Genomic DNA, 15,064 nt, shown 5'->3' with positions numbered 1-15,064 from the left:
AAAAGTCCCGTTTAATGCCGTGGTGCCTGGCGCTATTTACGACAAGATATGACAGCATTGCTGTCCCATATTGCAAGGGAGCACATGGTATGCCAATCGAAGATGATGAAATTCTACAGGGTTTTATAGAAGAATCACTGGAGCATCTGGCGGACATAGAGAATGATCTGCTGGCCATCGAGGATGCCGGGGCGGATATTGATGATGACCTGGTCAACAAGGTTTTCCGGGCTGCCCACTCCATCAAGGGTGGAGCCGGCTTCATGGGCCTGACCGTTATCCAGGAACTGGCCCATGCGACGGAAAACGTCCTGGGACTTATCCGCAGCCGCAAGCTGGTTCCGACCCCGGAAATCATCAATGTCCTGCTTCAGGCCTCGGATGAACTGCAGCAACTGATCGAAAACATCCATGACAGCAACGAGGTGGATATTTCCGAGCACCTGAACGCGCTCAATGCCATCTATGAGGGTGGCGAGGCCGCGGCGCCTCCGGTAGCGGCCAGCGAATCTGAACCTGAGTCCGCCTCTGAAGAAAAGCCTGAGGAAACAGCTGCAGAGGAAGAGGTGGAAACCGAGGCCGTCACGCCTGAAAGCGAGCCCGAGCCGGAACCCGTTCAGGCCGCGGCAACGGTTGAGACACCGCCACCGAAGTCTCTGGAGCCGGCCCCGACACAGAGTACTCCGGACCCACCCAAAAAGGCCAAGAAAAAACTGGCCGCCACCTCGCACAAACCCGACACCACCATCCGGGTCAACGTGAGCCTGCTCGACCAGTTGATGAACCTGGCCGGCGAACTGGTTCTGTCGAGAAACCAGCTCCTGCAGACCATAACCTCCGGCGATGTCCGCAACGCCGAAGCGGTGGGCCAGCGAATCGACCTGGTGACCTCCGAGCTCCAGGAGGCCATCATGCTCACCCGGATGCAGCCCATCGGTAACGTGTTCAACAAGTTCCCCCGGGTGGTCCGCGATCTGGCCAAGAAACTTGGCCGGCAGATCGAGCTCACCATTGTCGGCAAGGAGGTCGAACTGGACCGGACCATCATCGAAGCGATCAACGATCCCCTGACCCATCTGATCCGTAACTCGGTGGACCACGGCATTGAACCGCCGGAAGAGCGGATCAAAAAAGGCAAGGATGCCAGAGGACTCATCGTCCTCAAAGCCTACCATGAAGCAGGTCAGGTGGTGATCGAGATCTCCGATGACGGTAAGGGGCTGGACGGTGACATGATCGCCCAGGCTGCGATAAACAAGGGTTTGATCACGGCGGAACAGGCCAAGACCATGTCGGAGAAGGAAAAGATCAACCTCATCCTCCTGCCCGGTTTTTCGACCGCCAAGGAGGTTACCGATGTCTCCGGCCGCGGCGTTGGTATGGATGTGGTCAAAACCAACCTGGACAAGCTCGGCGGTTCCATTGAGATCGAGTCCGAGGTCGGCAAGGGAACCACCATCTCCATCAAGCTGCCGCTGACCCTGGCCATCATTCCTTGTCAGATCGTCATGACCGGCGGCGAACGGTATGCCATACCCCAGGTCAACCTGGAGGAGTTGCTACGCATCCCGGCCGCCCAGGTCAAGGACCGGGTGGAACGGGTGGGTGATGCCGAGGTTGTTCGCCTGCGCGGCAACCTGCTGCCCCTGATCCGGCTTTCCGACGTCCTGGAAATCGAGCGGACCTATTACGATCCCAAGGATGGGGAGACCAAACTCGACCGCAGGGTCAATATCGCCGATCGGAGATCCAGAAAAAGTCCCCTGTTCCGTGACAGTTCGGAATCCCGGGAGGAAACAGTACCGCCCGATGACACGGACCGCCATGAAAGAAAATCCATCGAACGGCGGCAGGGACCAGCCTCGGCCCTGAATATTGTCGTTGTTTCCACCGGAACCATGAAATACGGGGTCATCGTCGACCGGCTGCACGACTCCGAGGAAATAGTCATCAAACCACTGGGCCGTCATCTGCAGCAGTGCCGCGGCTATGCCGGCGCCACCATCATGGGGGACGGACGCATCGCCCTGATCCTCGATGTCAGCAACCTGGCCCAGATGGCCGGTCTTACATCCATGGAAGGCTCGGACCGGGCCCAGGAACTTGCCGAGGCCGCCAAAGAGGCCATAATTGCCCGCCGTGACAAGCAGGCCCTGCTGATCTTCCGCAGTTCCGAGGAAGAACAGTTCGGCGTGCCGCTCAACATGGTGGAACGGGTTGAAAAAATCAAGATCACAGACATCGAAGACGTGGGTGGCCGGCGGGTCATGCAGTACCGAGGCGGCAGCCTGCCCCTGCTCTGCATTGACGATGTAGCCATGGTCCAGCCGATCAAGGAACAGGACGATCTCCTGGTTATCGTTTTCCACCTGGCGAACAAGGATATCGGACTCCTGGCCATCGGACCGGTGGATGCCATCGAAGTGGCGGCAGACATAGACGATGTCACCCTCAAGCAGACCGGCATCATGGGTTCTGCCATTATTGATGGCCAGACCACTATGCTTGTGGATATCTTTGAACTTGTCCAGGCCGTTCATCCTGAATGGTTCGCCGACCTTGCACTCAGTGAAGTGGTGGAGGAAGAGGAGGCTGCAACCATCCTGGTGGTAGAAGACTCCAACTTCTTCCGCAACCAGGTCAAGGGATACATGGAGGAAGCCGGCTACCATGTTATCGAGGCCGAAGACGGAGTCCAGGCATTCCATGCCCTGGAAGAACGGGCCGATGAGATATCTCTTGTTGTGACAGATATCGAGATGCCCAACATGGACGGATTCGAGTTAACAGAGAAGATCCGCAGTGATCCCAGATTTGCCAATCTGCCGGTTATCGCGCTGACCACGCTGGCCGCAGATGAAGACATTGCCAAAGGCAAAGCCGTGGGATTTAACGAATATCACATCAAGCTGGACAAAGAACGGCTCATGGAAAGTGTCCACAAGTACGCCAGACAGGCTGTGGCCGCATAACAGGGATGTCTGACCGTGAAAAAGTGTCAGGCAATAACTATAAAATCAAACGGAAATAATTCCACAACATAACGGTAACAACAATGAATATTAAACTTAAACTCATATCTACAGTTCTGGGGCTATCCTGCATTATCGTGTGCATGTTCCTTGCCACCTGGTATGTGACATCAAAGCAGAAAAATGACAGCCTAGTCATCAACCTGGCCGGCAGGCAACGAATGCTGACCCAGAAAATGGCCAAGGAACTGCTGCAGTTTCAGCTTGCCAGGGAAAAAACCGGCAAGATTGACAGAAGACTTGCAGAACAAGTTGAAAACACCACCACCATCTTTGACAAGACACTCAACGCGCTGATTCATTCCGGGCAGGCACCGCTTACCCTTGATGCCCAGAGCAGCAAATACGTAACACTGCCTGCTGCAACAAGCAACGCACTGGAACAACTGAAAGTTGTCGCCCAGCAATGGGAGTCGTGCAAGGGAAGAATAAACACGGTCCTCACCAGTGAGCAGCCGGTCGATGCCATCCTTGACACCATCATCAAAGGGAATATGGACCTGCTGAAAAAGATGAACGAAGCGGTAACCATCATGCAGGAAAATGCCGAAGGATCGGTTCGACTGCTTATCACCATACAGGTCGTTCTGGTCATTTTTGGTCTGGCCGCCATTGCGTTCGCCCTCTCCACGGTACAGTCCATCGGCAGCAGGCTTGAGAAGATCCGTTCGTTCACCGAAACCTTTGGCAATGGTAATCTCACTGCAGTCGCAAATATTTCCGGTACCGATGAACTGGGCCAGATAGGTACCAGCCTGGATAGCATGGCTCGTAATCTGCGCAAGATAATCCAACACATCAGCGACAATGCGGGTGATCTGGACACATCATCCAGAGAACTCTTTGCTATTTCCACCCATGTTTCCTCGGAGACGGAAAAAGTTTCCGACCGTTCTCACGCTGTGGCTGAAGCAGCAGGCGAGATGTCCTCCAATATGAATACCGTGGCCGCCGCAGTCGAGGAAACATCCACCAATGTCTCCATTATGGCAGAAGCGGTCAAGGAAATGACCGTAACATTCAACACCATCACCCAGGATACCGAAAACGCACGAAACATTACCGAGAATGCTGTTTCCCAATCCCAGCGAGCGTCGACCCGGGTCAATGAACTGGGTACTGCTGCCAGCGAGATCGACAAAGTAACTGAAACCATCACTGAAATTTCGGAACAAACCAACCTGCTCGCCCTTAACGCCACCATCGAGGCAGCCAGGGCCGGGGAAGCTGGCAAGGGTTTCGCGGTGGTTGCCAACGAGATCAAGGAACTGGCCAAACAGACTGCCGAAGCGACCAAGGATATCCGGCAGAAGATCGAATCCATCCAGTCCTCTACCAAGGTGACGGTTACAGAAATTCGCGAGATTGCGGAAACTGTTAAAGAAGTCAACGAGATTGTAGGCGGCATCGCCACAGCCCTGGAAGAACAGACTGCCACCACCCATGAGATCACTGAAAATATCGTCCAGGCCTCCGAAGGAATTCAGGAGGTCACCGAAAATGTGGCGCAAAGCTCCCTGGTATCCAATGAAGTTGCAACTGCCATAGTTGAAGTGAACAGCAAGGCATCTGCAATCAATGATGAATCCTCTAAACTGGCTTCCAACGCGGAACAACTCAAAGACCTGGCGAAAGCTCTTGACAATCTGGTCCGGAAGTTCAAGGTGTAAAAAATATTAGTCCTTGTCATGACTGCATACCCTGAACTGCTGTCTCGGTTTTTTCAGAAACAATCAGTCAGTATGGGACAACTAATTTATCTCTGGAGGACAACATGAATTTTCTGCAGAAACTGCGGCCCAGGAAGATCAAAACCAGATTCCTGGTGGCCCTCGGGGCTGTGGTTGCCATCCTGGTTATAATTCCTGTGTGGGTTTTTTACACCAGCACCACCAAACAGACGCTTGCTGAAAGCCGCGAACAGCTGCAGGAGCAGACAAGCCGGATTCAGGATTTCATCGAATCGGAAAAGGAAAAGACCCAGCTGCTGGCCCAGACCGTGGCCCATATTCCAGCCGTACAGGAGTATCTTGCCACCAGGAACAGAACCTCCATGCTGCAGCTCTGTCTGCCCCTGTACAAGGAACTGCAGGAGCACACCTCCCTCAATGTCTTTCATTTCCATCTGCCGCCGGCCATCTCCTTTCTCCGGCTACAGAAACCCAGCAAGTTCGGCGATGACCTTTCCAGCTTCCGCAAGACCGTGGTGACCGTCAATACCAACCAGTCCTCTATCGCCGCCATTGAAAAGGGGAAGGCAGGCCTCTCCATCCGGGCCGTGGTACCCATCGATTATGAGGGCGAACATGTGGGGTCGGTGGAATTTGGCGCTCCGCTCGACAACGCCTTCCTCGCCAGAATCAAGCGGATCATCGGCGAAGATATCTCCCTGGTGGTACCCGATGGTACAGGATTCCGTTATCAGGCCACAACCCAGAACGGTGAAATTTCCAAAACCGAGGAACCGCTACTGCGCAAGATGATGCAGAGTACGGACCTGGTCGTTGAACCGAGCCGCAAAAATGGCCGCGAGATCCTGACCGCCTATCAGCCCCTGCTCGATTACTCCGGAAAAATCGCCGGGGTCCTCGTGGTGCCCCGGGACATCACCGCGCCCCTGGCCCAGGCCCGCAAGACCGCGCTGACCATTGTCGGGCTCGGGATTGCAGCGCTTCTCCTGGTCCAGGCCGTGATCTGGCTCCTGTTCAACCAGACTATCAACAAGCCGATCAGCGAACTCATCGCCCGCTTTGAAAAGGCCAGCAATGGTGACCTGACCCAGTATCTCGACTCCAGCAGCGTGGAAGGGGTCAACTGCTCCTCCGTGGCCGAATGCGGCAAGACCGACTGTACCATGTACGGCAAGACAGGATACTGCTGGGAAGAAGCCGGCTCCCTGTCGGACCACCCCCAGTGCCCGAAAATTTCCAGCGGCGAGTACAGCTCCTGCAGTGAATGCAAGGAAGTTTTCGGAACAGTGGTGCAGGATGAATTTTCCGAGGTTGCCGTGTACTATAACGGTTTTTTGAAAAACGTGGCCAAAATGGTCGAGGACATCAAGAACAATGCCCTCAACCTCAACAGCGCCGCCGGATCCCTGGTGACGGTGTCCAACACCCTGGATGAATCCTCGGCCGAAACCGCACAGCGCTCGGAAAGTGTGGCCGCGGCTGCCGAAGAGATGAGTTCCAACATGGCCAGCGTGGCCGCAGCAACAGAGGAGGCAGCCGCCAACCTCAACGTGATGACCACGGCCACGGAAGAAATCTCTTCCACCATCAGGGAGATCCAGGAAAACACATCCAAGGCCAAAGATATCACCGGCAACGCGGTGAGCGAGGCGGGTGATATTTCCAGCAAGGTGGACGAGCTTGGTGTGGCGGCCCAGGATATCGGCAAAGTTACCGAGACCATAACGGAAATTTCCTCGCAGACCAATCTCCTTGCCCTCAACGCCACCATCGAGGCCGCCCGGGCCGGCGAAGCGGGCAAGGGTTTTGCCGTGGTTGCCAACGAGATCAAGGAACTGGCCAAGCAGACCGCCGAGGCCACCGGCGAGATCAAGAAGCAGATTGAAGATATCCAGAGTTCCACCGGTGTCACGGTGGAGGGGATCCGCAACATCACCGATGTTATCAGGGAGATCGACTCCATCGTCTCCTCCATTTCCACTGCTCTTGACGAACAGTCCGGCACCATGCACGAGCTGACGAGCAACATCCTCCAGGCCGGTGAAGGCATCGGTGAAGTGGCTGAAAACGTGGCCCAGAGCTCCAGCGTTTCCCAGGAGATCTCCAGTGACGTGGCCCAGGTCAATGCTGCGGCCTCCAGCATCTCCCAGGGCAGCAGGAAGGTACATGACCAGGCCGAGGATCTGCAGCGGCTGGCCGAGGAACTCAAACATATGATCAGCCGTTTCCGCCTCAGCTGACAAGCCCCCTGAGCAATTTAATACAGTTGTTATGGAGCAGTTTATGACAAATACCACCAAAACCGAAAAAAATATCCTTGAGCTGGCAACCTTCTATGTCGGGGACGCCCTGTGCGGGATGGATATCCTCAAGGTCCAGGAGATCAACAAGCTCATGGAGATGACCAGGGTGCCCCAGGCACCCTCCTATGTCACCGGAATCCTGAATCTCCGGGGACAGATCGTCACCATCATCGATCTTGGCAAGAAACTCGGCCTGGACGAAACCAGCCTCGGTGACGACCCGCGCAACATCATCGTCAATGCCCCGGGTGAACATATCGGCCTTCTGGTACGCCAGATCAGTGACGTGGTCATGGCCAATCCCGACAAGATCGAGCCGGCCCCGGCCAACATGTCCGGTATCCAGGGAAACTTCTTCACCGGGGTCTACAAGACCGATAACAAACTTATCGGTATCCTGGATGTGGAGGAAGTGCTCAAGATGGAGAACGAGAGCCGGACCGGTCACCGGGTCAATTAGCCCGCCCCTGCCAGAGGGCCTTCCGGGAGCGAACCGGTCGCGTAAGCGCTGCTGTTCTACAACCCTGAAAAGGCACGGAAACTATACCTGCAATAATCATAATATCAGCCACTCCCTGCCCTCTGGGAGGGTGTGGAGCAGTGATGGAGCAGCGCCGGGCAGATTTGTCTGGAAAGACTGCACTACGCCGGCACACCAGGCTGTCCAGCAAATAGCAACCCAATGAACATACCAGCCAAAGTTGATGCTTAATAAAAAAATCAAGGTCCTGGTCGTCGATGACACGGTTGTCTACCGTAAGGCGGTCAGTGATATCCTCTCGGAAATGCCCGGGGTAGAGGTGGTCGGGGTAGCCCATAACGGCAAGATCGCCATGTCCAAGGTCCGGACCTTAAAGCCGGATCTTCTGACCCTGGATATCGAGATGCCGGAGATGAACGGTATCGAGGTGCTCGAAGCCCTGCAGAAGGAAGCTCCCGATACCAGCGCCATCATGGTTTCGACCCTTACCACCGAAGGCGGGGAAATGACCATGAAGGCCCTGGAACTCGGCGCATTTGACTTCATCCTCAAACCCAGCACCAACAATATTCTCGAGAGCAAGAAACAACTCCATGATCTGCTGGCACCGCTGATCAAGGCTTTTCAGCGTGGTCGAACCACCGTAGGTGCAATCCGTGGCCGCAAACCTGGGGGCGCAAAACGACCACGGCCAGGTCCATTGGTTCTTCCCTGCGCAGTCAAAAAACCGTTCCGGCCACCCGGCCTGCTGCCGGTGGAAGCCGGCCACTGCCCTGCAAGGGCACGGTCCGGCAGAGTAAATCCGAGATCGTCACCATTGGCGTCTCCACCGGAGGCCCCAATGCCCTGGCCCGGATGATGCCCATGCTGCCCGGTGATCTTGGAGTGCCCATCGTTATTGTTCAGCACATGCCGCCGGTTTTCACCAAGTCGCTGGCCAACAGCCTCAACAGCAAGTGTGCAATCATGGTCAAAGAGGCTGAGGACGGGGAGGCCATCCAGCCCAATGTGGCCTACATCGCGCCCGGCGGCAAGCAGATGAAACTGGTCGCCTCGGCCGACGGCCAGAACCGACTCATCAAGATCACCAATGATCCACCGGAGAACAGCTGCAAGCCCTCGGTCGATTATCTGTTCCGCTCGGTGGCCGATTATTACGTTGGCCGGGCCACTGCCGTCATCATGACCGGCATGGGGTCCGACGGGACCAAGGGGCTGGAGATTCTCAAGCGCAAGGGTGCCTGGATCATCGGTCAGGACAGGGAAACCTGTGTGGTCTACGGCATGCCCAAGGCTCCGGCGGAAAAAGGTCTGCTGGACGTGGTGGCTCCGCTCGACAAAATCGCCGATGAGATTATTAAAACTGTCAAATGATGCTAAAGCACGTGACCACCAACAAGACACTGTGGTCTTATCCCTGTCTGAAGCATAACCGCCGGTCCACTGCATGCTGAAAATCACACCAGAAGAGCTCAAGATAATCACCAAGTATATCCATGAGGTATCCGGGATCCATCTTGATGCAAGTAAAAAATATCTTATTGAGACCCGGCTCTCCCAGGTCGCAGAGGAACTGGGCTGTAGAACATTCAAGGAACTGTACCAGAAAGCCCGTTCCGATTCCCGCAAGCTCATTGAGCGCAAGATAATCGATGCCATCTCCACCAATGAAACCCTCTTCTTTCGCGATGCAGGACCGTTTCAACTCCTTCAGCACAAGATTCTTCCCGACCTGATCGATCGGCGAACCCCCAAATCCAAATTCTCCAAGCCGAGAATCCGGATCTGGAGCGCCGCCTGTTCCACCGGCCAGGAGGTCTACTCCATTGCCATTGTCCTCAAGGAACTGCTGGGCGATACCTCAAAATACAACATCAAGCTGCTGGGAACCGACATCTCAGACACAGCCATTGCCCAGGCCTCCAGGGGAAGATACAATAAGTTTGAAATTGAACGGGGACTTGGCCGGGACAAACTGCAAAAATACTTCATTCCAGTCGGCGGCTACTGGCAGGTCAAGGATGAACTGCGGGTGATGGCCACCTTTCGCAAACTCAACCTGATGCGGCCCTTCACCGGTCTTGGCAAGTTTGACATCATTTTCTGCCGCAATGTTGCCATTTATTTCACCATGGAAGATCGGAAAAAACTCTTCAACCGGCTGGCCGATGTCCTGGAACCCGACGGATATCTCATCATTGGCGCCACCGAATCCCTGACCGGTATATGCTCCCGTTTTGTCCCCAAGAGACATCTCAGGGCCCTCTATTATCAGCTCAAGTAATATGTGCCATCCAGGATCCAGGAAAGTACAGCGCACCCGGTGCAAGGAGTTGCTATGAACCATATGTCCATTCTCGTTGCAGACGATGATCCGGTTGTCCGGCGTCTGCTGGAAAAAAGACTGCAGGATGCCGGCTATGAGGTAACGGTTGCCGGCGATGGTGTTGAGGCGACCCGCAAACTCGCTAGCCAACGCTTTGATGTGGTGGTCACCGATCTGGTCATGCCCGGTGACATCGGCGGTATCGAGCTTTTGCAGGTGGTCAAGGAAAAGAGCATCGACACCGAGGTTATAGTTATCACAGCCCATTCATCCATCGACACCGCGGTGGAGGCCATGAAAAAGGGGGCGGTGGATTACCTGGAGAAACCGGTTAACTTCGATGAGCTCTTCATCCGCCTGGAAAAGATCAGCGAGGTCAAATCCCTGATCCGCAATGCCGATGATCTGCGAGAGGCCATGGATGTCACGGAATCTTCGGCCGCCCAGACCATCCAGTACCTGGAAATTACCGCCGCTGACCTGCAGCTCAAGCTGGACCAGCTGCGGAAAATTCTCTCGGACCCGGAAAAAGAGGAAGGGGTGCGGATAGCAGAGGCCCTGAAAATTATCGGCGTCCAATAGCTGTTCCAGGCCACCCAGGCAATATGTGCAGGTCCATGAGAGTAATTGCCCATGAATTACACCAGTGATGCCAGAGAGTTCCTACGCCTAAGGGATATCATCGCCCGGCTCCGGTCCGCCGATGGTTGTCCCTGGGATCAGCGGCAGACCCCGAAAAGCCTGAAAAAATACCTCCTTGAGGAAACAGAGGAACTGGCCCAGGCCATTGACAGGGATGATCCGGACCACGTCTGCGAGGAGATCGGCGATCTCTTTTATATCCTTGGTATGCTCACCGCCATGTACAGCGACCAGGATTGCTTCACCGCGACTGATGCCCTGTCGTCCATCTGTGAAAAAATGATCCGCCGTCATCCCCATGTCTTTGCTGGTGCGGCCACCGGCGACGACGAAGCGCTCCGCCGTCAGTGGGAAGCCATCAAGGCGGACGAGAAGAAAAACTCCTGACGCCCATCCCCTCTGACTCCATCTCTTGAGCCGGTGAGTTTTCTGTTGACACTATGCATGCATCAGTGTTAACTGAGATGTTCACCAACATTAACCTTCTCGCTCTCACCCCAGGGATTGAAGCGAGGGCCGTTTTGACCAAGAGGAGGAATCATGCGTCACTACGAAACCACCTACATTCTGCGCCCAAACCTGGGCGAAGACCAGTTCACGGAAATCATCGATCGTACCAATGCCATCATCACCGATGATGGCGGCACGATCATCAATCTTGATCGCTGGGGCATGAAACGACTGGCCTATGAGATCAGGAAAGAGGTCCAGGGCTACTACGTTTATATCAACTACGCCGCCCCGGCTGCCGCTGTTGATGAGTTGGAGCGTATCTTCCGCATCGATGACCGGGTCCTGCGCTACCTCACCATCAAGCTGGCCGATTCCATCGATGCCGAGCAAATCGCCAGGGAAATGGAACTGGTGGCCGCCGAAGCTGCACCTGAAGAAACCGAGGAAGAGGCCGGTGCTGCTGAAGAGACCGCCTCAACTGAAGAGAAAACCGAGTAATTCCCGAACCGGGACAAGAACATAAGGAGAAGTACAATGGCTCCACGCAAAAGAGTATTTTCCCGTCGCCGGGTGTGCCGGTTCTGCACAGATAAAGAGCTGGTTATAGATTACAAGGATGTCAAAACCCTGCGTAATTTTGTTACGGAACGGGGCAAGATAATTCCCAGACGTATCTACGGTACCTGTGCCAGGCACCAGAGACAGCTGACCGAAGCGGTAAAACGCGCCCGCCAGCTGGCCCTTCTGCCGTACACAGGCCCAACCCAGTTCTGAGCAATTACTAACTGTGGCGGAGCATGACAGCGCCAGACCCGCGAACAATTCGCCACTATCGGGTCCGGCGGTCCTGCTGGCCGCCGTATTTTCCCTGCCGGTTCTGATTCCCTCCCTCTTCAGCTGGGGGGCGGGACTGCTGGCCATCCCGGTACTATATACCCTCCGGGTGCATGGCCTGCGTCAGGGGAGCATCTATCTGCGAAACGGTCTTGTCGTTTCACTCATGGTGGCGATAGGTACCGGTGAGCTCGGCATGGAGCTTCTCGTGCTGAGCCTGGTACCGCTGGGCTACAGTCTGTACCGAAGCACGATCCAGGGCGAATCACCGGTCGCGGCCGGCGGTCGCGGCGTTTTTGTTCTCGGCCTTACCTGGTTTATTCTCTGGGCCATCTACGGAATGACCCAGGGGGTTAATCCCTACCGCCATCTCGTGGAGATGCTGGATGCTGGATTTGCCCAGACCTACGAGGCCTACCGCCAGAGCACCGAGCTTTCTCCGGAAATGCTCCTGGCCCTGAAAGAAGTGGTCGATGACATAAGGATGCTGATCCCCCGGGTGCTGCCCGGGGTACTTGCCTGCTCCCTGCTGCTGACCGTCTGGCTCAACCTGGTTGCCGGCAGCAGGATACTCAGGCGTCTGCATCCGGAATTTGCCCCCTGGCCCCCATACAGCAAGTGGCAGCTGCCCGACCGGCTGGTGTGGGGAATAATCGGGGCCGGACTGCTCATCCTGGTTGGCCGGGGATTCATTCGTGACCTGGGTACCTGTCTCGCCCTGGTCATGGGGCTGCTCTACTTCTTCCAGGGTCTGGCGGTGGTTGTTTTTCTGCTTGACCGGTGGAAAGTACCTGGATATCTGAGGATGGTTCTGTATATTATCCTCATTGTCCAGAGCTACGGGTTGCTGCTGGTGGCTATGCTGGGGCTGGCCGATGTCTGGCTGGATTTCAGAAAATTCCAGACCCCGCCGGCGGACGAACACCAAAACACCTGACAAGACGAAACAACCGGTGGATGCCGGTTGTTTTTCAGATGCCGTACAAAGCAGGTCGTTTTTGAAACGCTGTTCCCTGGACACCATGCCCGGAAAGAAAATTTTTACCGGCAAACACTGGTACCAAAGCCATTGACAGTTTTTCAGAAGGACCGGAAGAAGTTCACAGCCCATTCTGATCCGAACCACTTAATCCAGGCGGGTACTGTACAGCTTCATTTTTCGATAATTCTTGCGAATATGACGAAAGAGGATCCAACCGATGGAAATCATACTGAAAAAGACAATTGACAATCTTGGACAGGAAGGAGACATTGTAAATGTCAAGCCTGGCTATGCCAGAAACTATCTCTTTCCCAAAGGTTTTGCCGTACCCGCGAACAAGGAAAACATGGCCCGCCTCGAACGGGAGAAGGCTGCCATCGCCGCCCGACTCGAAGAGGAGAAAAAGGCTGCCCAGTCCCTGGCCGAGAAGCTGGAAGGCAAGACCATTGAAATCGCCCGCCGGGTTGGCGAAGAGGACCGGCTCTTTGGTTCCGTTACCACCAGCGATATTGCAGAGAAACTTGACGAAGCCGGCATTGCTGTAGATCGCAAAGCCATTCTGCTGGCTGAGCCGATCAAGGCCATCGGCGAAGTCAAGGTTGCTGTCAAGGTGGGTTACCAGATGACCACCGATATCATCGTGCAGGTGGTACCGGAAACCGCGGGTGACGCGGCTTAGGCTGCCAGAGCACGGAGCTGCCGGTCCTGTCGGCAGCCGCAATCAGTTGCTTGCCAGGCGAATGGTTTTTCCCGCTCACTATGCAGGAAAAACCATTCGTCGTTTCTGACAGTGGATAACACCGCCTTTTTTCTGTCTGAACCCTACACGGTTTAGACATTTCTCCAGCTGAACTGATATGGCTCTGCAAACATCGTCACCCGTACCACAGGAACAGCGCCATACCGGTACCCTGCCGCCCCAGAATGTGGAGGCGGAACAGGCCGTACTCGGGACTGTCCTCATTCAGGATGGATCCCTGATCAAAATTGTCGAGATTCTCGAGCCGGAAGATTTCTACCGCGACGCCCACAAGCTGATCTACCAGGCCATGGTCCAGCTCTTTGAAAAAAGAGAACCCCATGACCTGATCACGGTCACCAACCTTCTCAGCGACCAGAACAAACTCGATCAGGTCGGCGGTCCTGCCTACCTGGCCTCACTGACCGATATCATCCCCTTTTCCGGGACCCTGGTCCACCACGCGAAAATAATCCGCCAGAAATCCATTCTCCGTCGCCTCATCCGCAGCGCCACAGAAGTGGCGGCCCGTTGTTACGAAGAACAGGACGATATCGACTCCCTGGTTGACGACGCCGAGCGGACCATCTTTGAGATCGCCCAGGCCAAAAAGGGTCAGGGCTTCCAGCCCATGGCCAAGATCGTGCCCCGGGCCTTTGAACGGGTAACCAAGCTCTTTGAACGCAAGGAACATATCACCGGTGTGGCCACAGGCTATGAAGAACTTGACAGGATGACTGCCGGGCTGCAGCCTTCGGACCTGATCATTCTCGCCGGCCGCCCCAGTATGGGCAAGACCGCCCTGGTCATGAACATGGTCCAGCATGCCGCTCTTATCGAGAAGGTATCCGTGGGGGTCTTCAGTCTTGAGATGTCCATGGAACAGCTGGCCCTGCGTATGCTCTGCTCTGTGGGCCGCATCGATTCCCAGCGAATCCGGACCGGCCGGCTGCTGGAAAGCGACTGGCCCAAACTGACCCGGGCCACCGGCATGCTCACCGACGCGCCCATCTTCATCGACGATACAGCGGCCATGAGCGTGCTCGACATGCGCGCCAAGGCCCGACGCCTCAAGGCCGAACATAACCTTGGCCTGATTGTGGTCGACTATCTGCAGCTGATGAAGGGTAAGTCCAATATCGAGAACCGTACCCAGGAGATCAGCGACATCTCCCGCTCGCTCAAGGCCATGGCCAAGGAACTCGATGTCCCGGTGGTGGCCCTCTCACAGCTCAACCGCAGCCTGGAATCTCGAAACGACAAGCGGCCCCAGCTCTCGGACCTGCGTGAGTCCGGCGCCATTGAGCAGGATGCCGACCTTATCCTTTTCATCTACCGCGACGAGGTGTATAACACCGCAGAGGACAACCCCAACCGGGGCATTGCCGAGGTGATCATCGGCAAACAGCGTAATGGGCCCATTGGTACGGTCAAATTGACCTTCCTCTCCCAGTACACTACGTTTGAAAACTACACCCCCATGCAGCCTCCGGGAGAAGGATACAGCTAGGAGCCACGCCCCTGCCCGGCCGGGGCGGCAACCCGGCAAGCTGCACGGATTCATGTAAACAACCAAACCAC

The 15,064-nt window shown here is 55.5% G+C and carries 14 protein-coding genes; all 14 read left to right on the top strand.

All coding sequences use genetic code 11. From position 1 onward, the window contains the following. Positions 1-89: 89 nt before the first annotated feature. The 14 genes from GF1_RS06860 (at position 90) to dnaB (ending at position 14,993) form a co-directional block, all read left to right on the top strand. Positions 90-2,972, top strand: coding sequence for a hybrid sensor histidine kinase/response regulator (locus tag GF1_RS06860; RefSeq protein WP_267928886.1), 2,883 nt, complete (start codon positions 90-92; stop codon positions 2,970-2,972). An 83-nt stretch (positions 2,973-3,055) separates the two neighbouring features. Then, complete coding sequence (locus GF1_RS06855; RefSeq protein ID WP_267928885.1) at positions 3,056-4,702, top strand: methyl-accepting chemotaxis protein; 1,647 nt, start codon at positions 3,056-3,058, stop codon at positions 4,700-4,702. Between the two features lie 104 nt (positions 4,703-4,806). Further along, positions 4,807-6,963 (top strand): methyl-accepting chemotaxis protein, encoded by a 2,157-nt coding sequence (locus GF1_RS06850; RefSeq protein WP_267928884.1) that lies wholly within the window; start codon positions 4,807-4,809, stop codon positions 6,961-6,963. A 43-nt stretch (positions 6,964-7,006) separates the two neighbouring features. After that, positions 7,007-7,486, top strand: a complete 480-nt coding sequence (locus GF1_RS06845) for a chemotaxis protein CheW (RefSeq protein WP_267928883.1) — start codon at positions 7,007-7,009, stop codon at positions 7,484-7,486. 244 nt (positions 7,487-7,730) lie between these two features. Beyond that, the gene (locus GF1_RS06840; protein ID WP_267928882.1) at positions 7,731-8,366 is read left to right on the top strand and encodes a response regulator; all 636 of its coding nucleotides are present in this window, start codon (positions 7,731-7,733) and stop codon (positions 8,364-8,366) included. A gap of 5 nt (positions 8,367-8,371) precedes the next feature. Beyond that, positions 8,372-8,881 (top strand): CheB methylesterase domain-containing protein, encoded by a 510-nt coding sequence (locus tag GF1_RS06835; protein WP_267928881.1) that lies wholly within the window; start codon positions 8,372-8,374, stop codon positions 8,879-8,881. A gap of 73 nt (positions 8,882-8,954) precedes the next feature. After that, positions 8,955-9,791, top strand: coding sequence for a CheR family methyltransferase (locus tag GF1_RS06830; protein ID WP_267928880.1), 837 nt, complete (start codon positions 8,955-8,957; stop codon positions 9,789-9,791). 54 nt (positions 9,792-9,845) lie between these two features. Beyond that, positions 9,846-10,415: a response regulator gene (locus tag GF1_RS06825; protein ID WP_267928879.1), complete on the top strand. Its 570-nt coding sequence runs from the start codon at positions 9,846-9,848 to the stop codon at positions 10,413-10,415. 51 nt (positions 10,416-10,466) lie between these two features. Further along, positions 10,467-10,862, top strand: a complete 396-nt coding sequence (locus GF1_RS06820; RefSeq protein ID WP_267928878.1) for a MazG nucleotide pyrophosphohydrolase domain-containing protein — start codon at positions 10,467-10,469, stop codon at positions 10,860-10,862. Positions 10,863-11,015: 153 nt separating this feature from the next. Beyond that, positions 11,016-11,426, top strand: a complete 411-nt coding sequence (gene rpsF / locus GF1_RS06815; RefSeq protein ID WP_267928877.1) for a 30S ribosomal protein S6 — start codon at positions 11,016-11,018, stop codon at positions 11,424-11,426. Between the two features lie 36 nt (positions 11,427-11,462). Then, complete coding sequence (gene rpsR, locus GF1_RS06810; protein WP_267928876.1) at positions 11,463-11,702, top strand: 30S ribosomal protein S18; 240 nt, start codon at positions 11,463-11,465, stop codon at positions 11,700-11,702. Between the two features lie 13 nt (positions 11,703-11,715). Then, positions 11,716-12,699 (top strand): DUF2232 domain-containing protein, encoded by a 984-nt coding sequence (locus GF1_RS06805; RefSeq protein WP_267928875.1) that lies wholly within the window; start codon positions 11,716-11,718, stop codon positions 12,697-12,699. A 262-nt stretch (positions 12,700-12,961) separates the two neighbouring features. Further along, positions 12,962-13,423 (top strand): 50S ribosomal protein L9, encoded by a 462-nt coding sequence (gene rplI, locus GF1_RS06800; RefSeq protein WP_267928873.1) that lies wholly within the window; start codon positions 12,962-12,964, stop codon positions 13,421-13,423. Between the two features lie 178 nt (positions 13,424-13,601). Next, the gene (gene dnaB, locus GF1_RS06795; protein ID WP_267928871.1) at positions 13,602-14,993 is read left to right on the top strand and encodes a replicative DNA helicase; all 1,392 of its coding nucleotides are present in this window, start codon (positions 13,602-13,604) and stop codon (positions 14,991-14,993) included. The last annotated feature ends 71 nt before the right edge of the window (positions 14,994-15,064 follow it).

This window comes from Desulfolithobacter dissulfuricans (assembly GCF_025998535.1).
Taxonomy (GTDB): domain Bacteria; phylum Desulfobacterota; class Desulfobulbia; order Desulfobulbales; family Desulfobulbaceae; genus Desulfolithobacter; species Desulfolithobacter dissulfuricans.
Note: the sequence above shows the minus strand (reverse complement) of the source record. Positions and strands in the feature narration are given on the sequence as shown.

Coding starts and splice junctions, on each gene's coding strand:
- GF1_RS06840 (WP_267928882.1), top strand. CDS start 7,731: ATGCTTAATAAAAAAATCAAGGTCCTGGTCGTCGATGACACGGTTGTC.
- GF1_RS06860 (WP_267928886.1), top strand. CDS start 90: ATGCCAATCGAAGATGATGAAATTCTACAGGGTTTTATAGAAGAATCA.
- GF1_RS06835 (WP_267928881.1), top strand. CDS start 8,372: ATGCTGCCCGGTGATCTTGGAGTGCCCATCGTTATTGTTCAGCACATG.
- GF1_RS06820 (WP_267928878.1), top strand. CDS start 10,467: ATGAATTACACCAGTGATGCCAGAGAGTTCCTACGCCTAAGGGATATC.
- GF1_RS06825 (WP_267928879.1), top strand. CDS start 9,846: ATGAACCATATGTCCATTCTCGTTGCAGACGATGATCCGGTTGTCCGG.
- GF1_RS06845 (WP_267928883.1), top strand. CDS start 7,007: ATGACAAATACCACCAAAACCGAAAAAAATATCCTTGAGCTGGCAACC.
- GF1_RS06850 (WP_267928884.1), top strand. CDS start 4,807: ATGAATTTTCTGCAGAAACTGCGGCCCAGGAAGATCAAAACCAGATTC.
- rplI (WP_267928873.1), top strand. CDS start 12,962: ATGGAAATCATACTGAAAAAGACAATTGACAATCTTGGACAGGAAGGA.
- dnaB (WP_267928871.1), top strand. CDS start 13,602: ATGGCTCTGCAAACATCGTCACCCGTACCACAGGAACAGCGCCATACC.
- GF1_RS06855 (WP_267928885.1), top strand. CDS start 3,056: ATGAATATTAAACTTAAACTCATATCTACAGTTCTGGGGCTATCCTGC.
- GF1_RS06830 (WP_267928880.1), top strand. CDS start 8,955: ATGCTGAAAATCACACCAGAAGAGCTCAAGATAATCACCAAGTATATC.
- rpsR (WP_267928876.1), top strand. CDS start 11,463: ATGGCTCCACGCAAAAGAGTATTTTCCCGTCGCCGGGTGTGCCGGTTC.
- rpsF (WP_267928877.1), top strand. CDS start 11,016: ATGCGTCACTACGAAACCACCTACATTCTGCGCCCAAACCTGGGCGAA.